The following is a 23,814-nucleotide window of genomic DNA, read 5'->3' on the forward strand; positions in this document are numbered from 1 at the left end:
AGCCGGTTGCGCATTTCAACCTTTTTGCGCCGGCGCCGCCCGTTCATGGCCCCCGAGCAGAGAGAAACGCGTGTCATCAACCCTTGAGGCAGAGCATCTGTACAAGGTGTTCGGCAGACGACCGGACGAAGCAGTCGACCGGCTCCGGCAAGGCGCCGACCGGGACGAACTGCGGGCCGACGGCACCACCGCCGCCGTGATCGACGCGTCCTTCACCGTGGAACCCGGACAGATATTCGTTGTGATGGGCCTGTCGGGTTCCGGCAAGTCCACGTTGCTGCGCATGCTCAACGGGCTCCTGGAGCCGACTGCGGGACAGGTCCGGTTCGACGGACAGGACCTGACCGCTCTCGGCGCCCGGGAACTGCGTGAGGTCCGCGCGAAGAAGATCAGCATGGTGTTCCAGCACTTCGCGCTGTTCCCGCACCGCAGTGTCCTGGAGAACGCCGGCTACGGCCTCGCCGTACAGGGAGTGCCCCGCGCCGAGCGGGAGAAGCGCGCCACCGAGGCGCTGGAGATGTGCGGCCTGGCCGGCTGGGAGAAGTCCTGGCCCGACGAGCTGTCCGGCGGTATGCAGCAGCGTGTGGGCCTGGCCCGCGCCCTGGCCACGGACGCCGATCTGCTGCTGATGGACGAGTCGTTCAGCGCGCTCGACCCCCTGATCCGCCGCGATATGCAGGACCAGCTCCTGACGCTCCAGCAGCGACTGAAGAAGACCATCGTCTTCATCACCCACGACCTCAACGAGGCCATGCGCCTGGGCGACCGCATCGCCGTCATGCGCGACGGCAGCATCGTCCAGATCGGCACCGCCGAGGACATCCTCGTGCGCCCCGCCGACGACTACGTCGCCTCCTTCACCAAGGACGTCGACCGCTCCCGCGTCCTGACCGCGTCCTCCGTCATGGACACGGAGCTGCGCGGCGACGAGGCCGACTGCCAGTGCGCGACGGCCACGCCCGAGACCCCGTTCGCCGAACTGTGCGCCATCAGCGCCCGGCTCTCCCACCCCGTCGCCGTGCTCGACAAAAAGGGCAAGCTGGTCGGCGTCGTACCGCGCCAGCGGCTCGTCGGCTTCCTCGGTGACGAGACCGGGGCCCCCACGCCGTGCGACTCCCCGCGCGACAAGGGCGGAGAGAAGGTGATGGCCGGTGCCTAGGATCGAGTTCGGCTCCTGGGTCAACGACGCAGTCGACTGGCTCACCACCCACCTGGGATGGCTCTTCGACTTCCTCGAAGAAGTCTTCCGCGGCGCCTACGAGGGCGTCGACTCCGTACTGCAGGCGCCCGAGCCGTTGCTGCTCGCGGGCATCTTCGCGGTGATCGCCTTCTGGCTGCGCGGCGCGCTCGCCGGCGTCCTCACCTTCGCGGGATTCGCCTTCATCATCTCCCTGGAGTTGTGGGAGAACGCGATGATGACGCTGTCGCTCGTCTTCGTCGCCACCGTCATCGCGCTCGTCCTCTCGGTGCCCGTGGGCATCTGGGCGGCCCGCTCGAACCGGGTCAGCGCGGTCGTACGGCCCGCTCTGGACCTGATGCAGACGCTGCCGGCGATGGTCTACCTCATCCCGGCGATCCTCTTCTTCGGCAGCGGCGCCGCCGCGGGCATCGTCGCCACGCTGATCTTCGCGCTCGCCCCCGGCGTGCGCATGACCGAGCTGGGGCTCCGCCAGGTCGACAAGGAACTGGTCGAGGCCGCCGAGGCGTTCGGCACCACCCCGCGCGACACTCTGATGCGCGTCCAGTTCCCGCTGGCGCTGCCCACCGTCATGGCGGGCGTGAACCAGGTCATCATGCTCGGCCTGTCCATGGCCGCGATCGCCGGCATGGTCGGCGCCGACGGCCTCGGCGGTGACGTGAACGAGGCGATCGGCCAGCTCAACGTCGGCCTGGGCGCCGAAGCGGGCATCGCCATCGTGATCCTCGCGATCTACCTCGACCGCATGACCAGCGCGCTGGGCACCCAGGTCTCGCCGCTCGGCCGCCGGGCCGCCGCCCGGCTGCGTGCCGCGCAGGGCCTGAAGATCTGGTCGTACCGTCCCCGCCCGGCCGTCGCCATGGTCGGCGTCGTCGTCCTCGCGCTCGTCGCGGGCGGCATGGGCGTCTTCGGCGGCAGCGACAAGACCGAACCGGTCGCCTCCAGCACCAACGTCGGCCAGGGCAAGAAGCTCAGCATCGGCTACATCCCCTGGGACGAGGGCGTCGCCTCCACCTACCTCTGGAAGGAGGTGCTGGAGCAGCGCGGCTACGAGGTGGAGACCAAGCAGTTCGAGGCCGGACCGCTCTACACCTCGCTCTCCCAGGGCGACATCGACTTCCAGACAGACTCCTGGCTGCCGGTCACGCACGAGCAGTACTGGAAGAAGTACGGCAAGCAGCTCGAAGACCTGGGCTCCTGGTACGGCCCCACCTCCCTCGAGCTGAGCGTGCCCGCCTACATGAAGGGCGTCGACTCCCTCGACGACCTCAAGGGCAAGGCCGCGGAGTTCGGCGGCAAGATCACCGGCATCGAGTCCAGCGCCGGCATGATGAGCCTGCTCAAGAGCAAGGTTCTCAAGGAGTACGGCCTCGACAAGGAGTACAAGGTCGTCGACAGCTCCACGCCGGCGATGCTGGCCCAGCTCAAGCGCGCCTACGACAAGCAGGAACCGATCGTCGTCACGCTCTGGTCGCCGCACTGGGCGTACAGCGACTACAAGCTGAAGAAGCTCGAGGACCCGAAGGGCGCCTGGGGCTCGGGCGACGGCGTGCACACCCTCGCGCGCAAGGGCTTCACCCAGGAGAACCCGGTCGTCGGCCAGTGGCTGAAGAACTTCAAGCTGACCGAGGAACAGCTCACCAGCCTGGAGTCGGAGATCAACAAGGCCGGCCAGGGCAAGCAGCAGCAAGCCGTACGCACCTGGCTGAAGTCCAACCCGGGTGTCGTCGACAAGCTGGCCCCGGTGCAGAGCACCGCGAGCCCGGCCGAGGCGAAGCGTCCCCTGGACGTGGCCTGGTTCCCCTGGGACGAGGACATCGCCGTCACCTACCTGTGGAAGAACGTCCTGGAGCGGCGCGGCTACAAGCTGAACCTCAAGCAGATGGATGTGGGCCCGGTCTACACCGGCCTGGCCTCCGGCGACCTCGATCTCAACTTCGACGCCTGGCTGCCGTACGCCCAGGCCCAGTACTGGGACAAGAGCAAGGACAAACTCCACGACCTGGGCACCTGGTACGAGCCGACGTCACTGGAAGTCTCCGTCCCCTCGTACGTGAAGGGCATCGACTCCCTTGAAGACCTCAAGGGCAAGGCCGACACCTTCGACGGGAAGATCATAGGGATCGAGCCGGGCACCGGCGAGATGAACCTCCTGAAGACGAAGGTCCTGCCCGGGTACGGCCTCGACAAGGAGTACGACGTCGTCGACGGCTCCACGCCCGCGATGCTGGCCGAGCTCAAGCGGGCCTACGCCAAGCAGGAGCCGATCGCCGTCGTCCTGTGGTCGCCGCACTGGGCGTACAGCGAGTACAAGCTGACCAAGCTCGCCGACCCGGAGAAGTACTTCGGCGAGGGCAACACCATCCGCACCATCTCCAACCAGGAGTTCCCCGAGCGGTATCCGCAGCTCACGAAGTGGATCAAGAACTTCAAGATGAGCGAGGACGAGCTCGGCACCCTGGAGCAGGAGATCAAGGACCGCGGACAGGGCCACGAGGAGGAGGCCGTCGCCGCCTGGCTCAAGGAGCACCCGGACATGGTGGACCGGATGACTCCGGCGGCCTAGCCGCGCACTGGACCCGGCGCGCGCCCCGGCACCTGACGGACCGGGGCGCGCGCCGTTCTCTGTCTGTCTCCCCCGGGCCGGGAACACCCGGGGCCGCGGGCGCATTGAACTGCACAGCACCGCACTCTTCGCCCCTAAGGAGGAATCCGCGCCCGGAGAATCGGCAGAGCTGATCTACTGGCGAGAACTGTGAGGTCGCCTGGCACTCTGTGTGTCGGCGATGTGACAGGCGCATGAAACGGTTTGCCGAACATGCGTAGGGTGCAGAGAACTCATCAGAAGGAGTGCGCCCGGATGGCGGTGCACCGGCAGCGGACCGACGAGCCAGGGCGAAGGAGGGAGCCGGAGCTATGGGCGACCACAAAGAACAACCGCTTCGCGTGGGCGCGGCCGTACGGCGGCGGCGCCGGGCGCTGGACCTCACGCTCGCCGTCGTGGCCGAGCGCAGCGGCCTGTCGGTCCCGTTCCTGAGCCAGGTCGAGAACGACCGCGCGCGCCCCAGCAGAAGCTCCCTGGAGAAGGTGGCCGACGCCCTGCGCACCACCGCCGTGGAACTCCTCGCCGCCGCCGACCCGGCGTGCAGCGTCGACGTCGTCCGCGCGGAGTGCGAATCGGGCCCGGAACCCAGCACGCGTTCCCTGGTGCGCGGTCACCACCAGATGCACGCCTCGGAGTTCACCGGCGACCATGACGCGGGCCGTGAATTCCAGTACCGCAACGACCAGTTGATGTACGTCGCCGACGGAGCGGTGGAGATCGAGGCGGAGGGCCGCGCCTACCGCCTGGGCCGTGGCGACACCTTGTACCTCACAGGCGGGGTGCGGCACCGCTGGCGTGCCACCGAGCCGGACACCCGGGTGGTCGTCGTCGCGGTGGCCGAGCACATCGAGGCTGTCCGGGACCGGCCGCGCAGGTGAGAGTCGTCTCCCTCGTCCCGTCGCTCACCGAGGCCGTGGCCCTGACACTGCCGGGGACCCTCGTCGGCGCCACGGACTGGTGCACCCGTCCGGCGGACCTGGACGTGCCCCGCGTCGGCGGCACCAAGAACCCGGCGATCGGCCGGATCACCGCGCTCCGCCCCGACCTGGTCGTCGCCAACGAGGAGGAGAACCAGGCACCGGACCTCCAGGCCCTGCGCTCCAGCGGCATCGCCGTCCTGGTCACCGAGGTGCGGAGCGTGCCGCAGGCCTTCAGCGAACTGGACCGGATGCTGACCGCCTGCGGCGCGAAGAGCCGCCCCCGCTGGCTGGACGAGGCGGAGACGGCCTGGTCCACGCTCCCGGCCCCGCAGACCCGCACGACGGCGGTCGTCCCCATCTGGCGCCGCCCCTGGATGGTCCTGGGCCGGGACACCTTCGCGGGCGACGTACTGTCCCGTCTCGGCGTGGACAACCTGTACGCGACCCACCCCGAGCGCTACCCCCGCATCCCGGTGGCCGAACTGTGCGCGGCGGCCCCCGACTTGGTGGTGCTCCCGGACGAGCCGTACCGCTTCACGCCGGACGACGGCCCGGAGGCCTTCCCGGACCTGCCCTGCGCACTGCTCGACGGACGCCACCTCACCTGGTACGGCCCGTCGCTGACCGAGACCCCACGCGTGCTGGCCCAGGCCCTGCGAGCAGCGCACCGCTGACCAGTCCGCGCGCCGTATACGCGGCGGCCGTGCCCCAGGCGACGACCAGGACGACGTACAAGCCAATCGCAAGCCACGCGAAGACGACGAGCCCGGTGTGCCGCGACAGCGCCTCCGCGCCGGTGACACACGTGCCCACCGGAAAGGTGAACGCCCACCAGGTCATCGCGAACCTCATCCCGTCCCGCCGGGCACGCACCACACAGGCGGCGGCGAAGACCGACCAGAGCAGGGCGAAGCCCATCACCGGCACGCCGTACAGCACGGCGAGGATCCCGAACCCGTCGCTGTACGGGGCGGGCACGACCCCGGGGGCCACGTCCGCGAAGTGGCCGACGGCGGTGGTGGACTGCCCGAGCGGCCCCAGTACGAGAAAGAGCGTGGGCGTGAGCGCGAGCGGCAACGGCCCCCCGGTGATCAGCCGCCCGAAGACCAGCGGCAGCATGAGCAGCGTCCCGAGAAGACTGACCCCGAACAACCCGACGCAGCCGAGCAGCAGCGTCTCCTGAGCCTGCCCCGCCGGCAGATACGGCACGAGGAGCGGCCCGAGCGCGGCGGACACCATGGGCGCGACGACGGGCAACAGCCATACGGGCGTGGCCTGATGCGGCTCCACCCGATGTCGTACGGCCATCAGGTACGGCACGGCGACAGCGGCCGCGAGCCCCACGACCGTCCCGGCGGTGAACAGCACGGCATCGAGCGCGACCGCCGCGTCCGTCCCGATCCAGTCCCGTCCGACGGTGAGGGCACCGCCGCCGACGGCCAGCAGGGCCATGGCGAGGCAGCCGTAGAAGGGCGCGACGGCCGGGTCGAGGAGATGGGCGCGTGCCTGGTCGCGGTGGTGAACCCAGTGGAGGGCGCGAGCACAGAGCAGGGCGGCGAGCAGGAGAAGGGAGAAGGCCCACACCGCCGCACAGAGGGTACGCAGGCCGGGGATGCCGGAGAGGGGAGTGGGCAGGGCGGCGCCGGCGGTGGCGACGATGGCGGTGCCCATGACGGTGGCGTACCAGTTGGGTCCGAGGTGACGGACGGCCGGGACGCGCGGGGGCCGTGCGGTGGCACGGGGGAGGGGCTGGACTGCGGTGACCATGCAGTCACCGTGCCGCCGCGGACGGCCGCCGACCAGAGAGCACGCACCTATGAGGGCATAAACTGACCTTATGAGCAGCGCCACGGAAGAACCCCACCGCCCTCCGGCCCTCCTCGCCCACCGGGTGCCGGACCTGGGAGCCCTGGAGCTGCTGCTGGCGGTCGCACGGCTCGGCAGCCTGGGCGGTGCGGCCCGCGAAATGGGCATCACCCAGCCCGCGGCGAGCAGCCGGATCCGCTCGATGGAACGCCAGCTGGGCGTGGCGCTGGTGGACCGCTCCCCACGAGGCTCCCGTTTGACGGACGCCGGCGCCCTGGTGACGGACTGGGCCCGCAGAATCGTCGAGGCAGCCGAGGCCTTCGACGCGGGCGCCCAGGCACTACGCGACCGCAGGGACTCCCGCCTCAGGGTCGCGGCGAGCATGACGATCGCCGAATACCTGCTGCCGGGCTGGCTCCTGGCCCTGCGCGCCGCCCGCCCCGACACCGCGGTGTCCCTCCACGCGGGCAACTCGACAGCGGTGGCCCAACGCCTGCTCTCCGACGAGGCCGACCTGGGCTTCGTAGAAGGCCTGTCCGTTCCGACCGGCCTCGACTCGGTGGTCATAGCCCACGACCACCTGATCGTCGTCACGGCCCCGGGCCACCCCTGGGCCCGCCGCCGAAGCCCCCTGGCGGCGCCCGAACTGGCGGCAACCCCCCTCATCCTCCGCGAGAAGGGCTCCGGCACCCGCCAGGTCCTCGACGCGGCCCTCGGCGGCCTCGCCAGACCCCTGATCGAACTCTCCTCCACCACGGCGGTAAAGGCAGCAGCGGTGAGCGGCGCGGGCCCGGCGGTCCTCAGCGAGCTGGCGGTAGGCGAGGAACTGGCAATGCGCCGCCTGGTCCGCGTCCCCCTCGAAAAGGTCTCCTTGGCAAGAGACCTCCGAGCAGTCTGGCCCACGGGCCACCGCCCAACGGGCCCAGCGAGGGACTTGCTGTCGCTGACGAGGGGCTAGCCCAGCCAGTCCAGCCCCGGCGCACAATCCAGCCCCTGCCGCACAATGCAGCCCCTGCGACGGGAAATTCCAGCCCCTCCGGCGGGGAAATGTCAGCCCCTCCGGCGGGAAAATTTCAGCCCCTCCGGCGTTTGAGGAGCGGGGGTCCGGGGGCTGGCCCCCGAACGGGGTCCAGGGGCGGAGCCCCTGGTGGGGTCGAAGGGGCGAAGCCCCTGGAGGATGGGACGGGTAGGGGCGGCGGGGGCGAAAACCCGCCGGTCACGCTGCCGCACGCACCAGCGCCTCCATGACCCGCAGATCCTCCCCCATCTCCGGATGCCACTGCACCCCCAACACCCACCCGCCAGCAGGCAGTTCCACCGCCTCCACAGTCCCGTCCCCCGCATACGCCGACACCACAAGCCCCGCCCCCAGCCGATCCACGGCCTGATGGTGATACGTCGGCACAGCCGTCTCCTCCGGGACGGCACCCGCATACAACGTCCCCGGCACAGGCTTCACCGAGTGCCGCCCGAAGACACCCACCACCTCCGCATGCCCGTCGAGATGCTGAACGAGCGTGCCGCCAAGGGCGACGTTCAGCAGCTGCATCCCCCGGCAGATGCCCAGCAACGGCACGCGGGCCTCCAACGCGGCCTCGATCAGCGCAAGCTCCCACGCGTCCCGCGCCCGCGCCGGCGGCCCGGTCCGGGCGTCGCGCTCGGCGCCGTAGCGAACCGGCTCGACATCCGGCCCACCCGCGATCACCAGCCCGTCCAGCCGCGCCACGGCCGCCGCGGCGAGCGAAGGCTCGTCCGGCGGAAGCATCACCGCCAGCCCGCCCGCCGCCTGCACGAGCCGCGGATACCCGGCGGGCAGCAGCGCGGCCTCCAGTTCCCAGACCCCCCAGCGGGCCCCGGCCTCCAGATACGTACTGATGCCGATCAACGGCCTGCCGGTCATACGTCCTCCCGCTCCCTTCAATGGATCGCGCTCACACCATTGCCGTAACCATCCTCCAACCGCAAGCCCGCCCTCAGGCCAGGAACCCCCGCAGCAGCGCCGCCGTCCCCCCGCAGTGCTCCCGCATCATCTCCCGCGCCCCGTCCGCGTCCCCGTCCAGCACCGCCTCGACGATCGCGATGTGCTGCCGCTGGGAGTGCTCGAGGTTGCGGACGAGGAGCGGGATGCAGTCCAGCAGGTCGTTCACCGTGGCCCGGACCGCCGCGTACTGCGCGGTCAGCGACGGTGACCCGCACAGCTCGGCCAGGGTGAGGTGGAGCAGTGTGTCCAGCCTGCGGTAGTCGGACAGCGGAGCGTCCTGTGTGCGGGCGAGGGCCTCGCGGAGCCGGGCGGTCTGCTCGTCGGTGAGGCCGTGCGCGGCGCACAGGCCGGCCGCGCCGACCTCCAGCACCTCACGGAAACGCAGCATGTCCTCGATGTCGACCTCGGCGACCCGCCGCCGCAGCTCGTCCTCGCCGCCGCCGTCCTTGCGCGGCAGCACGAACGTCCCACCGTACCGCCCGCGGCGTGACTCGACGAGCCCCTGGTCCTGGAGCACCTTGAGCACCTCGCGCAGGGTGACCCGGCTGATGCCGAGCCGCTCCGCCAGCTCCCGCTCGGCGGGCAGCCGCTCGCCGCCGGGCACCAGTCCGAGGCGGACGACCTGGAGGATCTGCTCCAGCGCCTCCTCGAAGCCGTTGCCCGCGCGCACCGGCCGCAGCACCGGGGTCAGTCCGTCCTGCTGAGTGGTGCCGTCGGGATCGACCGACATAGGCCGTGCCCCCTTCCCAAGCAATGGTTCTCCGCAATACCTTATGGCTCTCGGCTGGCTGAAACCAGCGCGCAGAAGCCCGAAGGAGGCCCTTCCCGTGGCAGACCGCACACCCCCGCTCGGCGTCGAGGAGCTGCACGCCCTCGTCGCGGGCGGTGAGATCGACACTGTCGTCCTGGCCTTCCCTGATATGCAAGGGCGGCTCCAGGGCAAGCGGTTCGCCGCCCGCTTCTTCCTCGACGAGGTTCTTCACCACGGCACCGAGGGCTGCAACTACCTCCTCGCCGTCGACACCGAGATGAACACGGTCGACGGCTACGCGATGTCGTCCTGGGACCGCGGCTACGGCGACTTCGCCATGCACCCCGACCTGAGCACCCTGCGCCGCGTCCCCTGGAACGAGGGCACGGCCATGGTGATCGCCGACCTCGCCTGGACCGACGGCTCCCCGGTCGTCGCCGCCCCGCGCCAGATACTGCGCCGCCAGCTGGAGCGCCTCGCCGAACTCGGCCTCACCGCCCAGGTCGGCACGGAGCTGGAGTTCATCGTCTTCAAGGACACCTACGAGCAGGCCTGGGACGGGCACTACCGGGGGCTCACCCCGGCGAACCAGTACAACATCGACTACTCCGTCCTCGGCACCGGCCGCATCGAGCCCCTGCTCCGCCGCATCCGCAACGAGATGGCGGCCGCCGGCCTCACCGTCGAGTCCGCCAAGGGCGAGTGCAACCCGGGCCAGCACGAGATCGCCTTCCGCTACGACGAGGCCCTGGTCACCTGCGACCAGCACGCCGTCTACAAGACCGGCGCCAAGGAGATCGCCTCCCAGGAGGGCATGTCGCTGACCTTCATGGCCAAGTACAACGAGCGCGAGGGCAACTCCTGCCACATCCACCTCTCGCTCGCGGACGCGGCCGGGAACAATGTGATGCCGGGGGAGGGGCCTGGCGGCATGTCCGAGGTGATGCGCCAATTCCTCGCCGGACAGCTGGCCGCCCTGCGCGACTTCTCCCTCCTGTACGCCCCCAACATCAACTCGTACAAGCGCTTCCAGCCCGGCTCCTTCGCCCCCACCGCCGTCGCCTGGGGCTACGACAACCGCACCTGCTCCCTCCGCGTCGTCGGCCACGGCCGCTCAATGCGGTTCGAGAACCGGCTGCCCGGCGGCGACGTCAACCCGCACCTCGCGGTGGCCGGGCTGGTCGCGGCCGGGCTGTACGGCGTCGAGCAGAAGCTGGAGCTGCCCGAGCCCTGCCCCGGCAACGCCTACACCGCCGACTTCGAGCACGTCCCCACCACCCTGCGCGAGGCCGCCGAGCTGTGGGAGAACAGCCCGATCGCCAAGGCGGCCTTCGGCGACGAAGTCGTCGCGCACTACCGCAACATGGCGCGCGTCGAGCTGGACGCCTTCGACGCCGCGGTCACCGACTGGGAGCTGCGCCGCTCCTTCGAACGTCTGTGAGGCCCTTCTTGTCCGCCGAGCACGAACTCGAAGTACTGAACCCGGCGACCGAGGAGGTCGTCGCCACCGTCCCCGCCGCCGACGCGGCCGACGTGGACCGTGCCGTCGCCCGCGCCGCCGTCGCCCAGCGGTCCTGGGCGGCCGCCGCCCCCGCCGACCGGGCCCGGCTGCTGCGCCGCTTCGCCGACGTCGTCGACACGCACATCGAGGAGCTGGCCCAACTGGAGGTCCGCGAGGCGGGCCACCTGCTCGGCAACGCCCGCTGGGAGGCCGGCAACGCCCGCGACCTGCTGCTGTACGCGGCCGGCGGCGCCGAACGCCTCCTCGGCAAGCAGATCCCCGTACCGGGCGGCTGGAACGTCACCTTCCAGGAACCCCTCGGCGTGGTCGGCGTCATCGCACCCTGGAACTTCCCGATGCCCATCGCCGCCTGGGGCTCCTTCCCGGCCCTCGCCGCGGGCAACGCCGTCGTCCTCAAACCGGCCGAGACCACCCCGCTCACAGCGCTGCGCCTGGCCGAACTCGCCCTGGATGCGGGCCTGCCCGAAGGGCTGTTCCAGGTCCTCCCCGGATACGGCCATATCGCGGGCCGCGCCCTCGTCGACCACCCCGACGTGGCGAAGATCGTGTTCACCGGCTCCACCCGCACCGGCCGCGAAGTCATGGAGCGCTGCGCCCGCCTGGTCAAGCCCGTCACCCTCGAACTCGGCGGCAAGAGCCCCAACATCGTCTTCGCCGACGCCGACCTGAAGCGCGCGATCGACCCCTTCTCCTTCCTGGACAACAGCGGCCAGGACTGCTGCGCCCGCACCCGGATCCTGGTCCAGGAGTCCGTCCACGACGAGGTCCGCGACCTGCTCGCCGACGCGCTGTCCACGGTGGTCGTGGGCGACCCCGCCGACGAGAAGACCCAGATGGGCCCGCTGATCAGCCGTCAACAGCTGGACCGCGTACGGTCATTCGTCCCCGACGACGCCCCGGCCCTGCGCGGCAGCGCCCCCGACGGCCCCGGCTTCTGGTTCGCGCCGACCGTCCTGACCGGCGAGCGGCACGACTCCGCGGCGGCCTGCGAGGAGATCTTCGGCCCGGTCGCCGTTCTGCTGCCCTTCACCGACGAGCAGGACGCGATCCGCCTCGCCAACGACACCCCGTACGGCCTCGCCGGCTCCCTCTGGACCCGCGACCTGGGCCGCGCCCTGCGCGTCTCGCAGGCCGTCCGGGCAGGCAACCTGTCCGTCAACTCCCATTCCGCGGTCCGCTACTGGACCCCCTTCGGCGGCCTCAAGCAGTCCGGCGTCGGCCGCGAGCTGGGCCCGGACGCCCTGGCCGCCTTCACGGAAACCAAGAACGTCTTCATCAGCACGGAAGGCCCCGCACAGTGACCGAAGAGAATGTGTGCCGCCGACTGGTCGGCCGTACCGCCGTCATCACCGGAGCCGGCAGCGGCATCGGCCTCGCCACCGCCCGCCGGCTCGCCTCCGAGGGCGCGCATGTCGTCTGCGGCGACGTGGACGAACAGCGCGGCAAGGCGGCCGCCGAAGAGGTCGGCGGGATCTTCGTGAAGGTCGACGTCACCGACCCCGAGCAGGTCGAGGCGCTGTTCAGGACGGCGTACGACACCTACGGCAGTGTCGACATCGCCTTCAACAACGCGGGCATCTCGCCGCCCGACGACGACTCCATCCTGGAGACCGGCCTGGACGCCTGGAAGCGCGTCCAGGAGGTCAACCTCACCTCCGTCTACCTGTGTTGCAAGTCGGCCATCCCGTACATGCGGCGCCAGGGCAAGGGGTCGATCATCAACACGGCGTCCTTCGTGGCCCGGATGGGCGCGGCCACGTCGCAGATCTCGTACACGGCGTCCAAGGGTGGCGTCCTGGCCATGTCCCGCGAACTCGGCGTGCAGTTCGCCCGCGAGGGCATCCGCGTCAACGCGCTCTGCCCCGGCCCGGTCAACACCCCGCTTCTGCAGGAGCTGTTCGCCAAGGACCCGGAGCGGGCGGCACGCCGGCTCGTCCACATCCCCCTCGGCCGGTTCGCCGAGGCCGAGGAGATCGCCGCCGCGGTCGCCTTCCTGGCCAGCGACGACTCGTCCTTCGTGAACGCCACCGACTTCCTCGTCGACGGCGGAATCTCGGGGGCATACGTCACACCCCTGTAGGCCTCGCCCTACAGTGCCGGGATATGAGCATGACGCCCCCGCCCGGCTGGTACCGGGACCCGTCCGGCCCGCACCTGGAACGCTGGTGGGACGGAACGGCCTGGACCGAGCACCGGCGCCCGCCCGAGCTCCCCGCGCCGCCGGTGCCGGTCGCCGACGGGGCCTCCGGACGCGCCAAGGCCATCGCCGTCACCAGCGCGGCCGTCGTCCTCGTCGTCGCGATCGTCACCGGCGCGGTCGTCCTCGGCCGGGACGACGGCGGCGGTGGCTCGGACCCGATCGCCGACCCGACGATCGCGACGCCCACCGCCGAGGCGCCGGCCGGCGAGACCCCGTCCCCGTCCACGAGCGAGCCGTCCGCCGACGACCCCGCTCTGGTCGTCGACCAACTCAACGGCATCACCCTGCCGTTGATCGACGGCTGGGTCCGCCCCCAGTACGTCGCCGACCCCGATGTCCTGATGACCACCGACGGCACCTACGAGTGCCCGGCCGACGCCGGAGTCTGCCGCCACGGCGTCGTCATCTCCCGCACGGTCACCGGCACCGACGAGAAGTCCCCCGAGGCCCTGGCCAAGGCGGACATCCCGGACGCGGCCGATGACGCCTACGACCGCGACCGCATCGGACGGCACCCCTTCGGCGGCATCGAGTCCCACAAGCTCATCGGCTCCGGGCAGGTCGCGGTGGCGGGCCGCACCGGGTACTACGTGCGCTGGCAGGTCAGCACGGCCAAGGGGCCCGGCGGTTACGTCCAGTCGCTCGCCTTCCCGGGCGGCGTCGGCCCCGAGTCCCGGGTCATCGTCCGCTATGTGTTCGACGCGGGCGCGGACGGGCCGCCGATGGCCGACATGGACCGGATCACCAAGGGAATCAAGGTGACCGGGGACGAGGACGGCGGCGGAGGGGTCGGCAGCAGCATCGGCCCGAGGGGCTGACGAGCTGCACGACGGGCTATAGGAACGTCAGACCCTCGCCGCGATACGTCGGTACGGTCGCCGTCACCGCGTCCCCCTCGATCAGCTGCAGCGCGTCGAACCGCTCACACAGCTCACCGGCCTTGGCATGCCGGAACCACACCTTGTCGCCGATCAGCAGATCGTCGGCGGGCGGCCCGAGCAGCGGCGTCTGTACCTCGCCGGGCCCCTCCTGCGGGTCGTAGCGCAGCCCTTCGGGCAAATACGGCACGGGCAGCCGGTCCAGCCCGGCCGCACCGGACGCCGGATAGCCGCCGCCGAGGACGGTCACGACCCCGACGCCGGGCCGGCGCACCACGGGCTGGGCGAACAGCGCGGCCGGACGCCCACTGAACGACGTGTAGTTGTCGAACAGCCGCGGCACATACAGCCCCGACCCGGCCGCGATCTCCGTGACGGCGTCCTCGGCGGCGGTGTGCTGCACACTGCCGGTCCCGCCGCCGTTGACGTACTCCAGGTCGGGCGCCACGGCCCGCACCGCCCGCACCACCTCGGCCCGCCGATCGGCGAGTTCCCGGCGGGCGGCGGCCTGCATCAGCCGGACGGCACGCGAGCGCAGCGGCCGCCCGGCGATCGCGTCACCGACGCCGGCGATGTGCCCCTCGTAGGCCATGATCCCCACGACCTTGAAGCCGGGACGGCGGGCCACCGTACGGGCCATGTCGGCGACTTGGGCGGGGGAGTGCAGCGGAGAACGCAGCGCCCCGATCCGCACGCGCCCGCCGAGCAGCTTCAGTGACGTGTCCAACTCCAGGCAGACCCGCACCACTTCACGTCCGCCGTCGCGGGAGGCGTCGATGAGCGCGAGCTGCGCCGGGTCGTCGACCATCACGGTCACCGCGGAGGCGAGCTTGGGATCACCGGCCAGCTCGGCGAATCCGGCGCGGTCCGCCGACGGGTAGGCCAGCAGGATGTCGTCGAAGCCCGACCGCGCCAGCCACAGGGACTCGGCGAGGGTGAAGGACATGATGCCCGCGAAGCGGTCCCTGGCGAGGGCGCGTTCGAGCAGGGCCCGGCAGCGTAGGGACTTGCTGGCGACGCGGATGGGCTTTCCGCCCGCTCGGCGGACCAGATCCTCCGCGTTGGCGTCGAAGGCATCCAGGTCCACGATCGCGAGAGGGGCGTCGAGATGGGCGGTGGCCCGGTCGTATCGGGCCCGGTCGGCGGCGCGCGCAGTCATGAACGAAGCCTGCCAGACTGGATTACCGCAGGGTAGGGGGACGTTCCGGGCAGATGCCCCGGCGTCGTGGACCGGTTCCCGTTCGACCGGGGGCAACCCGTAGAGTTGCGCGCACGCACGCAGGAACGACTCCGGCCCGCGGAAGGCCCGGGCACGAGGAAACGGGGGGTGCATGAGCACGGAAGCGAGGCACGCCTCCGTACCCCCACGCCCACCTCAGCAGCCCACGGTCCCCGCGGATTACGACCAGCCGGGGACCGGCGGCCAGTCATCCCCTGAGCAGCCGGTGAACGCTACGCCCGCCGAGACGCCGGCGAACGGCACGGCGGCGAGACCGGGACGGGATGGTGCCGGTCAGACGGTGACACGGGGTGCGGCGGAGATGCCGGTGCGGAGTAACGGTGGGGCGGCGACGCGGGGTGCGGCGGAGATGCCGGTGCGGAGTGACAGTCGGACGGTGACGCGGGGGACAGGTCCGGTTGCGTCCTCGAGCGGCGCCCCGATGTCCGACGTGCCGTCGCAGGGCAGGGGCTCCCGGCCGGACGCCCCCGTCACACCGGCGCACGGCGCACCGCACGGACGCGGCGTATCGGCCCCCTCAGGCACCGAGCCCCATCTCACCGACCTGCGCGGCTCGTCCCCTCAGGACACCGACCCCACCACTCCACCGCCCCCACCGAGGGCCTCCGCCCGCTTCCCGGACACCCCACCCCCCACCGCCCACCCGACAGGCCCGGAGCCCTCCGCACCGCAACGGTCGGCACAGCAACCGCCGACTCCGCCACACCATCCGGCCGCACCGGCACCGAACGCCGAGAACTCGCACCGCCCGAGCGGACCTGCGGCGCCTACCGAGCCCGCGCACCGCCCGGGTGTACCCGCGGCGTCTGCCGAACTCCCGCACCGTCCGAGCGGATCTGCGCCGCCTGCCGAGCCCGCGCACCGGCCGGGCGTATCCGCGGCTTTCGGCGAGCCCGCGCACCGACCGGGTGTACCCGCGGCTCCCGCCCAGCCCCCGCGTCGTTCGGCCGCCCAACCCCCCGCGTCCGCTGAGGCGCTGGCGCGTCCCGTCGCGCAACCATTGCCTGCCGAGCCCCCGCAGCGCCCGGGTGCACCCGAGGTTCCCGCTGCGCAGCCGCGCCATTCGGCCGCCGCGCCCCCGGCCTCTGCCGAGCCCCCGCGGCGTCCCGTCGCGCAACCGCTGCCTCCTGAGGCCCCTCGGCACCCCGACGTACCCCCGGCGCCGGCCGAGAGCTTGCGGCGGTCGGTTGTGCAACCGCGGCCTCCCGAGGCCCCGCGGCGTCGCGACGTACCCCCGGCGCCCGCCGAGCCGCCGCGGCGTCCGGTGGCGCCTCCCATGCCTGCCGAGGCCGTCTCCGAGAGGACCACGCGTCTGCGGCCGGTGCCGGCGGGTCCGTCGTCCGCTGGGGAGTCCGGCCGGAGCGGTGTGCCGCCGCGGCCCGGCTCGCCGCCGGTGGCTGGGCGGGGCTTCTCGCCCGACCCGGCGTTCTCCTGGGGCGCGCCGGCGGCGCGGCCGTTCGTGTCGTTGGGGGAGCCGGAGGGATATGACGACCGGGCGCGGCCGCGTCCGCTGGGGGGCCGGGTGCGGAATCGTACCGTCGTGGCGACAGCCTGCCTCGTGCTCGGGCTCGGGCTGATCGGCGGTGCCGTGACCGGGAGTTGGCTCCTCACCGACGGAGGCGAAGGCGGTACGGGCGGCGCGTTCGCCGCGGCCGGAAGCCTGTGGCACAGCGTGCCGGTCGATCAGCTGTTCCCGCCCAGCGTCGAAGGCCAGGGCGCCGGACCCGGCGGAGCCGACCGTACCTGGACCCGCGTCGCCGTCGCCCCGGACACCGGCTGCGCCGACGCCTTCGACCCGCTGCTGCGCAAGGCCCTCGCTCCGGTCGGCTGCCAGCGCCTGCTGCGCGCCACCTACACGGACGCGACCCAGAGCTACGTCACCACCGTCGGCCTGCTCTTCACCAAGGGCGACTCAGCCGCCATGGCCGCCCTGCGCACCCGGTTCAAGAACGAGAGCCTGGACAGCCGTACCGACCTGATGCCCCGCCCGTACGCCGCGAAGAACACCGTCGCCGCGGGGTTCGGCAGCGAGCAGCGCGCCTCGTGGACCGTCTCCGTCCTCACCGACGCCCCGGTCGTCGTCTACGCCGTCTCCGGCTGGGCCGACGGCCGCACCGTCGACGAACCCGAGCCCGCCGCCAAAGCCATGGCATCCGGCGCCACCACGGCCGTCGCCCAGGCAGGCCTGGGCCAGGAGGCGCGCGGCCTCGCCGACCGCGTCGAACGGGCGCTGCGCAAGACCGTCGACTCGGCCACGGAGCAGCCGTCATGACCGCAACCCGCCGCGCCGGCGTCGTCAGCGTCCTGCTCGCCGCCTCCGTCGCCCTCGTGCCGCCCACCGCCGCCCACGCCGACGGCATACGCGCCCAGCAGTGGGCCCTGGAGGCCATGCACACCGACGAGGCCTGGCAGACCACCAAGGGCGCGGGTGTCACCGTCGCCGTCCTGGACACCGGCGTCGAGTCCGACCACCCCGACCTCGCCGGCAACGTCCTCGAAGGCAAGGACATGATCGGCTTCGGCGCCGACCGGGGCGACCGCGCCTGGGCCCGCCACGGCACCGCCATGGCCGGCATCATCGCCGGTCACGGCCATGGCGCGGGCAACGGCGACGGCGTCATGGGCATCGCCCCCGAAGCCAAGATCCTCCCCGTCCGCGTGATCCTCGAAGACGGCGACTCCGCCCGCGCCAAGGCCCGCAACACCCGCGGCAACGCCCTCGCCGAAGGCATCCGCTGGGCCGCCGACCACGGCGCCGACGTCATCAACCTCTCCCTCGGCGACGACTCCAAGTCCGCCCACCCCGAACCCGCCGAGGACGAAGCCGTCCAGTACGCCCTCAAGAAGGGGTCCGTCGTCGTCGCCTCCGCCGGCAACGGCGGCGACAAGGGCGACCACATCTCCTACCCGGCCGCTTACCCGGGCGTGATCGCCGCGACCGCCGTCGACCGCTACGGCACCCGCGCCGCCTTCTCCACCCGCCGCTGGTACGCCACGGTCAGCGCCCCCGGCGTCGACATCGTCATCGCCGACCCCGACCGCAAGTACTACGAGGGATGGGGTACGAGTGCCGCCGCGGCCTTCGTCTCCGGCGCCGTCGCCCTCGTCAAGGCGGCCCACCCGGGACTGACCCCGGCCCAGATCAAGAAGCTCCTGGAAGACACCGCCCGCAACGCCCCGGCGAACGGCCGCGACGACTCCCGCGGCTACGGCCTCGTCGACCCGGCCGCCGCGATCAAGGCCGCCGACCGCCTCGAACCGAAGCGTCTGCGCGCGGCGGCCTACGAGGACAAGTACTTCGGCTCGGGGCCCGACGCCGCCGAGGCCGAGGACACGACGTCGAGTTGGGCCGCCCCGCTGGCGGGCAGCTTCGGCGGGGTGCTGCTGGTCGTCGCGGTGGTGGTGTGGCGCGGGCGGCGAGCGCTCCGCGGGTAGTGCCGCGATGTGCCGTCTTTTGTCTGCCGCGCCGTCGTGGCTGGTCGCGCAGTTCCCCGCGCCCCTTCGGGGCGCTGCCGAACCGCAGGCGACTTCGCCCCGCTCAGGAAACCGAGGCCGAAGCCGACGCGGTCGGCTTCTTCTCGCTGACCACCGGGATCGCGGCCCTTGCCGCCGCCTCGACCAGTGAAATCCCCTTCGCCTGTGTCGAGTTGCCGTCGGACAGCACCGCCACCAGGCACCCGTGGCCGTCGACGGTGATCCGCCCGATGCTGTTGATGTCCCACAGTCCGGTTGCGGTGCGCGGCAGCCAGCCGTTCTTCAGCGCCCAGGCCGAGCCGTCGGCCGCCGCCGACACACCCCACTGCTGCCCGGCGGCTATCCGCGCCATCAGCCCCTGGACGTACGACCGCGAGGCCTCGGTCAGTTCCGAGTTCTTCTCCCCGAACACCTGCTGGAGCAGCACGAGTTGATCTGTTGCCGTGGTCTGCGTCAGCCCCCACAGCATGTCGTCGCCGCCCTCGGTGTCGGTGAGCCCGAGACGCTCGTTCGCGGCGTCGAGCCCGGCCGCCTTCCCGATGGTGCGCCACAGGGCCGACGCGGAGGTGTTGTCGCTGTGCTCGATCATCGCCGTGGCGTACGACTTCTCCGCAGCGGTCAGCTCGCGTCCCGCGTCCTGCGCCTGGAGCAGCAGCGCCGCCAGGATGTCCACCTTGACGATGCTCGCGGTGTCGAAGAGACCGTCCCCGTACGAGGCGCTTGCGCCGGACGCCAGGTCCAGCACTGCCACCGACACCTCGGCACCGTCCTCGACGGTCACCGACTCCATCGCCTCGGCCAGCAGCTCGTCGTGGTCCACCACCGGCTGCGCCACCGCTTCCACTGATGCCATCGGTGCCTCCCCGCTCGCCGAGGCCGACGGCGACGCGGAGACCGACGGCGATCCGGAGACCGACGATACGGCCCCCGCACCGGAGTGCGCCTGCGCCTTCACGTACACGGTCCCCCCTGCCGTACCGCCCACGACGGCGACCGCGGCGAGGGCGGCGTACACCAGCGTGCGGCGGCGGGACGGAGCACGGTGGGCGGTGCTGGAAGACTCCATGGCCGCGATGGTCGGGCAGCCGGCTGTGCTCTCTGTTAGACGGATGTTAGATGTCTGTCAGGGATGTCTGAGAAAACGCTGAAGGCGTCACGGCCGGGTTTCCGGGGCCGCACAACCGCAGCAGCATCCCCCCGATAGGGTCGGTGACCGTGGCGAACAAGAACATTCCCGACTCCGGCTTCTCCGACGACGATGGCTCAGCCGACCCCCGGCTGAGCGTGGCGCTCGCTGCCTGGGCCGAGGACCGCACCGCCGTGGAGCCGGTGCTCGAGGCCCTGAAGGGCGCCCGGCTCCTCGTCCCCGTGGTGGCCGTCCTCGGCGAGGTCGAGGAGGACGAGAACGGGCTGCGCCGCGAGAAGACCAGCGACATGGCCGTACCGACCCTGAAGGCCGGCACCCGCACGGCCCTGCCCGCCTTCACGTCCACCGACTCGCTGGCCCGCTGGGACCCCGAGGCCCGCCCCGTCGCAGTACCGCTGCACCAGGCGCTGCAGGCCGCGGCGCACGAGAAGGCGGACACGATCGTGCTGGACCTGGCCGGACCCGTGCCGTACGAGCTGACGCGGCCCGCGCTGCTGGCGCTGGCCGAGGGCCGTACGACCACCGATCCGCTCGCCGACCCCGCCGTCACCGGAGCCGTACGCGCCGCCGTGGCCGCCGAGCCCGCCGTACTCCGTGCCTACCTCGGCCCCGGCCAGGCCGACGGCACGCTCGCCCTCGTCCTGGACCCCGACGCCACCCCGGGCCCGGCCGCCCGCACCCTGGCCGAACGTCTGGCCGCCGACGAAACCCTGCGGGCCCGCCTGGTGCAAGGCCTAGACCTGGCGCTACTGCCGCCCGGTGCGACACCACCGGGCGAGCCCTTGTACGTGCGCCCCGAATAGTGCGCCCCGAAGGGGCGCGGGGAACTGCGCGCCCAGCCACAACGGCGCGGCAGACGACCGACGACCCATCTCAGCCGTAGATGGGCCCCGTGTACTTCTCGCCCGGCCCCTGCCCCGGCTCGTCCGGGACGATCGACGCCTCACGGAACGCCAGCTGGAGGGACTTCAGCCCGTCGCGCAGCGGAGCCGCGTGGAAGGAGCTGATCTCGGTCGCGCTCGCGTCGAGGAGACCGGCGAGGGCGGACACCAGCTTGCGGGCCTCGTCCAGGTCCTTGTGCTTCTCACCCTCCTCGGTCAGACCGAGCTTCACCGCGGCGGCGCTCATCAGGTTCACGGCGACCGTCACGATCACCTCGACCGCCGGGACCTCGGCGATGTCACGGGTCATGGCGTCGAAGTCGGGCGTCTCAGGAGGGGTGTCACTCATGCCGGACACGATAGGCCCCGGTGCACGCCGGTTCGCACCACCCCCGGGATGCTGCTAACCTTGTGTAACGACCGGTCGGACGCGCATGCCTCACGGCACCGGGCCCGACCTACAAGTGGAGGCTTTCGAACTCCCACCTGACCGCCCCCCGGGCGGCGGGTCACCGGTCAGGCGGTCCCGTCCAGCGACGGGTATCCGCCCGAAAGTGCGCCCCGCGATCCTTGCGGCGGTCGCTCCGGTAGTTCGAGGAGCCCCGCCTGTGATCGTCCGGGGCATTTTTTGTGCTTCGGCGCGGTTAGGTCTATCGAAAAGAGACGTTACGCGGCTGTCCTCCAGACAGTCGTGTGGTGCTACCGAGGAGGATCCATCAGCGCCGAGCCCCGCATCAACGACCGGATTCGCGTTCCCGAGGTGCGACTTGTCGGTCCCAGTGGCGAGCAGGTGGGCATCGTCCCCCTGGCCAAGGCACTGGAGCTTGCGCAGGAGTACGACCTGGACCTGGTCGAGGTCGCGGCGAACGCCCGTCCGCCCGTGTGCAAGCTCATGGACTACGGGAAGTTCAAGTACGAGTCGGCCATGAAGGCCCGTGAGGCGCGCAAGAACCAGGCGCACACGGTCATCAAGGAGATGAAGCTCCGGCCGAAGATCGACCCGCACGACTATGACACCAAGAAGGGTCACGTCGTCCGGTTCCTCAAGCAGGGCGACAAGGTCAAGATCACGATCATGTTCCGTGGTCGCGAGCAGTCCCGGCCCGAACTGGGCTACCGACTGCTGCAGCGTCTCGCGGAGGACGTCCAGGACCTCGGTTTCGTGGAGTCGAACCCGAAGCAGGACGGCCGAAACATGATCATGGTTCTCGGTCCGCACAAGAAGAAGACCGAGGCGATGGCCGAGGCTCGCCAGGCGCAGGAAGCCCGCAAGGCTGAAGCGAAGGCCAACCCCGGCAAGTCGCAGAACGCCGCGGAGTCTGAGAGCGACGAGGTTGCCGAGGCACCTGCCGAGGCTTCCGCCGACGCGTGATCCCGGGGGACGTGAGTCCCCAGGCCATAACCGATACAAGAGCGACGCTCCACCGTGCCCGGTTTCACGACCGGGCATCGGAGCGCCACTGACGAGGAGAGAACGGCGCTATGCCGAAGAACAAGTCGCACAGCGGTGCCAGCAAGCGCTTCAAGGTCACCGGCTCCGGCAAGGTGCTCCGTGAGCGCGCCGGCAAGCGCCACCTGCTCGAGCACAAGTCGTCCCGACTGACGCGTCGCCTCACCGGCAACGCCGAGATGGCCCCGGGCGACGCCAAGAAGATCAAGAAGCTTCTCGGCAAGTGACGTACGGGCGCCTGATCTTCGGATCGCCGAGCGCCGTACGCCAGGACCGGGACCCCATCGATTCCGGGCCGTGTGAGTCCAACCACGGCCCCGCTACAAGGAGTTAAAAAGTGGCACGCGTCAAGCGGGCAGTCAACGCCCACAAGAAGCGCCGGGCGATCCTCGAGCAGGCCTCCGGCTACCGCGGTCAGCGCTCGCGCCTGTACCGCAAGGCCAAGGAGCAGGTCACCCACTCGCTGGTCTACAACTACAACGACCGCAAGAAGCGCAAGGGTGACTTCCGCCAGCTGTGGATCCAGCGCATCAACGCCGCTGCCCGCGCCAACGGCATCACGTACAACCGCTTCATCCAGGGCCTGAAGGCCGCCAACGTCGAGGTCGACCGCAAGATCCTCGCCGAGCTGGCCGTCAACGACGCGCACGCGTTCGCCGCGCTCGTCGAGGTCGCGCAGAAGGCGCTGCCGGCGGACGTCAACGCGCCGAAGGCCGCGTGACGCTGGCGCTGAGCCTAGGCCGACGTGACTGAACGGACCCGTGGGTTTCGCCTGCGGGTCCGTTGCTGTGTGAGCACCGGTTGGTTCGGCACCGCCGAAAGCCGCCGTCGTGGTTGATCGCCGTTGCGGCGGAAGATAGTTGCTGAAGGTGAGTCGAATGTCCCCCGTCACCCCCGAGCTGATCTCCCCCCGGTCCCCCCGGGTCTCCGCCGCCCGGCGGCTGGCCAAGCGGAACGTCCGGGGGAAGGAGCGGCTGTTTCTCGCGGAGGGGCCGCAGGCTGTGCGGGAGGCGGGGGAACAGGCGGACACGTTGGTCGAGTTGTTCGCCACTGTCGAGGCCGCGGAGCGGTACGCCGACATCGTCGGGCGGGCCAGGGACATCGGCGCGCGCGTGCACCTCGCCGCCGAGCAGGTCATCGCCGACATCTCGACCACCGTCACCCCCCAGGGCCTCGTCGGGATCTGCCGGTTTCTGGACACGCCGTTCGAGGAGATCCTCGCCGCCCGGCCCAAGCTGGTCGCCGTGCTCGCGCATGTGCGGGACCCGGGGAATGCCGGGACCGTGCTGCGGTGTGCCGATGCCGCCGGGGCCGAGGCGGTCGTACTGACCGACGCGTCCGTCGATCTGTACAACCCCAAGACCGTGCGGGCCTCCGTCGGGTCGCTGTTCCATCTGCCGGTCGCCGTCGGGGTCCCCGTGGAGCGGGCCGTGGCGGGGCTCAAGGACGCCGGGGTGAGGATTCTCGCCGCTGACGGGGCCGGGACCGACGACCTGGACGACGAGTTGGACAAGGGCACCATGGGCGGGCCGACGGCCTGGGTGTTCGGGAACGAGGCGTGGGGACTGCCGGAGGAGACCCGCGCGTTGGCGGACGCCGTCGTGCGCGTTCCGATCCACGGGAAGGCCGAGAGCCTGAACCTCGCCACCGCCGCCGCCGTATGTCTCTACGCGTCCGCCCGTGCACAGCGCGCCTCCGGAGGGTGCCGCTCCGTCACCGTGAGCTAGTAGGGTGACCGGCTCGGGGGCCCTGCGCCGTCGT

Annotated in this window: 22 protein-coding genes; 16 read left to right on the forward strand and 6 right to left on the reverse strand. The window is 71.3% G+C overall.

The genetic code is table 11. The features are described from left to right. Positions 1 to 70 precede the first annotated feature (70 nt). From OG828_RS39350 to OG828_RS39365, 4 genes are all read left to right on the forward strand, one after another. Positions 71 to 1,159, forward strand: a complete 1,089-nt coding sequence (locus OG828_RS39350; RefSeq protein WP_328367809.1) for a quaternary amine ABC transporter ATP-binding protein — start codon at positions 71 to 73, stop codon at positions 1,157 to 1,159. Next, complete coding sequence (locus tag OG828_RS39355; RefSeq protein WP_328441484.1) at positions 1,152 to 3,764, forward strand: ABC transporter permease/substrate binding protein; 2,613 nt, start codon at positions 1,152 to 1,154, stop codon at positions 3,762 to 3,764. Before OG828_RS39350 ends, OG828_RS39355 begins: the two co-directional genes overlap by 8 nt. A 350-nt stretch (positions 3,765 to 4,114) precedes the next feature. Further along, positions 4,115 to 4,681 (forward strand): helix-turn-helix domain-containing protein, encoded by a 567-nt coding sequence (locus tag OG828_RS39360; protein WP_328367814.1) that lies wholly within the window; start codon positions 4,115 to 4,117, stop codon positions 4,679 to 4,681. After that, a complete protein-coding gene (locus tag OG828_RS39365; protein WP_328503859.1) occupies positions 4,678 to 5,397 on the forward strand; it encodes a helical backbone metal receptor in 720 nt (239 codons plus the stop codon). Before OG828_RS39360 ends, OG828_RS39365 begins: the two co-directional genes overlap by 4 nt. On the opposite strand, the gene OG828_RS39370 is transcribed toward OG828_RS39365, so the two are convergent. Next, positions 5,324 to 6,490: a TDT family transporter gene (locus OG828_RS39370; RefSeq protein ID WP_328503860.1), complete on the reverse strand. Its 1,167-nt coding sequence runs from the start codon at positions 6,488 to 6,490 to the stop codon at positions 5,324 to 5,326. The genes OG828_RS39365 and OG828_RS39370 overlap by 74 nt on opposite strands. A gap of 70 nt (positions 6,491 to 6,560) precedes the next feature. Between OG828_RS39370 and OG828_RS39375 the strand changes: the two genes are divergently transcribed. Further along, positions 6,561 to 7,487, forward strand: a complete 927-nt coding sequence (locus OG828_RS39375) for a LysR family transcriptional regulator (RefSeq protein WP_328367823.1) — start codon at positions 6,561 to 6,563, stop codon at positions 7,485 to 7,487. A gap of 258 nt (positions 7,488 to 7,745) precedes the next feature. Here OG828_RS39375 and OG828_RS39380 read toward each other — a convergent pair whose 3' ends face one another. Together OG828_RS39380 and OG828_RS39385 are read right to left on the reverse strand one after the other, a co-directional pair. Continuing rightward, positions 7,746 to 8,429, reverse strand: coding sequence for a gamma-glutamyl-gamma-aminobutyrate hydrolase family protein (locus tag OG828_RS39380; protein WP_328503861.1), 684 nt, complete (start codon positions 8,427 to 8,429; stop codon positions 7,746 to 7,748). A 73-nt stretch (positions 8,430 to 8,502) separates the two neighbouring features. Beyond that, the gene (locus tag OG828_RS39385) at positions 8,503 to 9,240 is read right to left on the reverse strand and encodes a FadR/GntR family transcriptional regulator (RefSeq protein ID WP_328367829.1); all 738 of its coding nucleotides are present in this window, start codon (positions 9,238 to 9,240) and stop codon (positions 8,503 to 8,505) included. Between the two features lie 97 nt (positions 9,241 to 9,337). Between OG828_RS39385 and OG828_RS39390 the strand changes: the two genes are divergently transcribed. Genes OG828_RS39390 through OG828_RS39405 form a run of 4 tightly spaced genes read left to right on the forward strand, consistent with a single transcriptional unit; the run spans position 9,338 to position 13,801 of the window. Next, complete coding sequence (locus OG828_RS39390; RefSeq protein ID WP_328503862.1) at positions 9,338 to 10,702, forward strand: glutamine synthetase family protein; 1,365 nt, start codon at positions 9,338 to 9,340, stop codon at positions 10,700 to 10,702. Between the two features lie 8 nt (positions 10,703 to 10,710). Then, complete coding sequence (locus tag OG828_RS39395) at positions 10,711 to 12,084, forward strand: aldehyde dehydrogenase family protein (RefSeq protein WP_328503863.1); 1,374 nt, start codon at positions 10,711 to 10,713, stop codon at positions 12,082 to 12,084. Then, positions 12,081 to 12,863, forward strand: a complete 783-nt coding sequence (locus tag OG828_RS39400; protein ID WP_328441490.1) for a 3-oxoacyl-ACP reductase — start codon at positions 12,081 to 12,083, stop codon at positions 12,861 to 12,863. The genes OG828_RS39395 and OG828_RS39400 overlap by 4 nt, the downstream gene beginning before the upstream one ends. 29 nt (positions 12,864 to 12,892) lie before the next feature. Further along, the gene (locus OG828_RS39405; protein ID WP_328505018.1) at positions 12,893 to 13,801 is read left to right on the forward strand and encodes a DUF2510 domain-containing protein; all 909 of its coding nucleotides are present in this window, start codon (positions 12,893 to 12,895) and stop codon (positions 13,799 to 13,801) included. 16 nt (positions 13,802 to 13,817) lie between these two features. On the opposite strand, the gene OG828_RS39410 is transcribed toward OG828_RS39405, so the two are convergent. Next, positions 13,818 to 15,020: an amino acid deaminase/aldolase gene (locus OG828_RS39410; protein WP_328503864.1), complete on the reverse strand. Its 1,203-nt coding sequence runs from the start codon at positions 15,018 to 15,020 to the stop codon at positions 13,818 to 13,820. 1,621 nt (positions 15,021 to 16,641) lie between these two features. Between OG828_RS39410 and OG828_RS39415 the strand changes: the two genes are divergently transcribed. After that, entirely contained in the window at positions 16,642 to 17,373 is a 732-nt protein-coding gene (locus OG828_RS39415) for a hypothetical protein (RefSeq protein WP_328367843.1), read from the forward strand. Beyond that, the gene (gene mycP, locus OG828_RS39420) at positions 17,370 to 18,536 is read left to right on the forward strand and encodes a type VII secretion-associated serine protease mycosin (RefSeq protein ID WP_328503865.1); all 1,167 of its coding nucleotides are present in this window, start codon (positions 17,370 to 17,372) and stop codon (positions 18,534 to 18,536) included. Before OG828_RS39415 ends, mycP begins: the two co-directional genes overlap by 4 nt. Positions 18,537 to 18,639: 103 nt before the next feature. Here the strand turns inward: mycP and OG828_RS39425 are convergent, their stop codons facing one another. Beyond that, positions 18,640 to 19,641: a serine hydrolase gene (locus OG828_RS39425; protein ID WP_328503866.1), complete on the reverse strand. Its 1,002-nt coding sequence runs from the start codon at positions 19,639 to 19,641 to the stop codon at positions 18,640 to 18,642. A 149-nt stretch (positions 19,642 to 19,790) separates the two neighbouring features. Between OG828_RS39425 and OG828_RS39430 the strand changes: the two genes are divergently transcribed. Next, a complete protein-coding gene (locus OG828_RS39430; RefSeq protein WP_328503867.1) occupies positions 19,791 to 20,525 on the forward strand; it encodes an SseB family protein in 735 nt (244 codons plus the stop codon). A gap of 70 nt (positions 20,526 to 20,595) precedes the next feature. On the opposite strand, the gene OG828_RS39435 is transcribed toward OG828_RS39430, so the two are convergent. After that, a complete protein-coding gene (locus tag OG828_RS39435) occupies positions 20,596 to 20,952 on the reverse strand; it encodes a DUF1844 domain-containing protein (RefSeq protein WP_328503868.1) in 357 nt (118 codons plus the stop codon). Positions 20,953 to 21,294: 342 nt separating this feature from the next. Here OG828_RS39435 and infC point away from each other — a divergent pair, with 342 nt between their 5' ends. The 4 genes from infC (at position 21,295) to OG828_RS39455 (ending at position 23,780) form a co-directional block, all read left to right on the forward strand. Next, entirely contained in the window at positions 21,295 to 21,975 is a 681-nt protein-coding gene (gene infC / locus OG828_RS39440; protein WP_210574924.1) for a translation initiation factor IF-3, read from the forward strand. A gap of 110 nt (positions 21,976 to 22,085) precedes the next feature. After that, complete coding sequence (gene rpmI, locus OG828_RS39445) at positions 22,086 to 22,280, forward strand: 50S ribosomal protein L35 (RefSeq protein ID WP_007829094.1); 195 nt, start codon at positions 22,086 to 22,088, stop codon at positions 22,278 to 22,280. Positions 22,281 to 22,390: 110 nt separating this feature from the next. After that, positions 22,391 to 22,774 (forward strand): 50S ribosomal protein L20, encoded by a 384-nt coding sequence (gene rplT, locus OG828_RS39450; protein WP_210574925.1) that lies wholly within the window; start codon positions 22,391 to 22,393, stop codon positions 22,772 to 22,774. 157 nt (positions 22,775 to 22,931) lie between these two features. Then, a complete protein-coding gene (locus OG828_RS39455; protein ID WP_328441495.1) occupies positions 22,932 to 23,780 on the forward strand; it encodes a TrmH family RNA methyltransferase in 849 nt (282 codons plus the stop codon). The last annotated feature ends 34 nt before the right edge of the window (positions 23,781 to 23,814 follow it).

The sequence above is a fragment of the Streptomyces sp. NBC_00457 genome (assembly GCF_036014015.1).
GTDB lineage: Bacteria > Actinomycetota > Actinomycetes > Streptomycetales > Streptomycetaceae > Streptomyces.

What these genes read in the sequence shown, in the direction of transcription:
- OG828_RS39360 (WP_328367814.1), top strand. Translation starts at nt 4,115, where the DNA reads ATGGGCGACCACAAAGAACAACCGCTTCGCGTGGGCGCGGCCGTACGG.
- OG828_RS39370 (WP_328503860.1), bottom strand. Translation starts at nt 6,490, where the DNA reads ATGGTCACCGCAGTCCAGCCCCTCCCCCGTGCCACCGCACGGCCCCCG.
- OG828_RS39375 (WP_328367823.1), top strand. Translation starts at nt 6,561, where the DNA reads ATGAGCAGCGCCACGGAAGAACCCCACCGCCCTCCGGCCCTCCTCGCC.
- OG828_RS39380 (WP_328503861.1), bottom strand. Translation starts at nt 8,429, where the DNA reads ATGACCGGCAGGCCGTTGATCGGCATCAGTACGTATCTGGAGGCCGGG.
- OG828_RS39385 (WP_328367829.1), bottom strand. Translation starts at nt 9,240, where the DNA reads ATGTCGGTCGATCCCGACGGCACCACTCAGCAGGACGGACTGACCCCG.
- OG828_RS39405 (WP_328505018.1), top strand. Translation starts at nt 12,893, where the DNA reads ATGACGCCCCCGCCCGGCTGGTACCGGGACCCGTCCGGCCCGCACCTG.
- OG828_RS39410 (WP_328503864.1), bottom strand. Translation starts at nt 15,020, where the DNA reads ATGACTGCGCGCGCCGCCGACCGGGCCCGATACGACCGGGCCACCGCC.
- mycP (WP_328503865.1), top strand. Translation starts at nt 17,370, where the DNA reads ATGACCGCAACCCGCCGCGCCGGCGTCGTCAGCGTCCTGCTCGCCGCC.
- OG828_RS39425 (WP_328503866.1), bottom strand. Translation starts at nt 19,641, where the DNA reads ATGGAGTCTTCCAGCACCGCCCACCGTGCTCCGTCCCGCCGCCGCACG.
- OG828_RS39435 (WP_328503868.1), bottom strand. Translation starts at nt 20,952, where the DNA reads ATGAGTGACACCCCTCCTGAGACGCCCGACTTCGACGCCATGACCCGT.
- rpmI (WP_007829094.1), top strand. Translation starts at nt 22,086, where the DNA reads ATGCCGAAGAACAAGTCGCACAGCGGTGCCAGCAAGCGCTTCAAGGTC.
- OG828_RS39455 (WP_328441495.1), top strand. Translation starts at nt 22,932, where the DNA reads ATGTCCCCCGTCACCCCCGAGCTGATCTCCCCCCGGTCCCCCCGGGTC.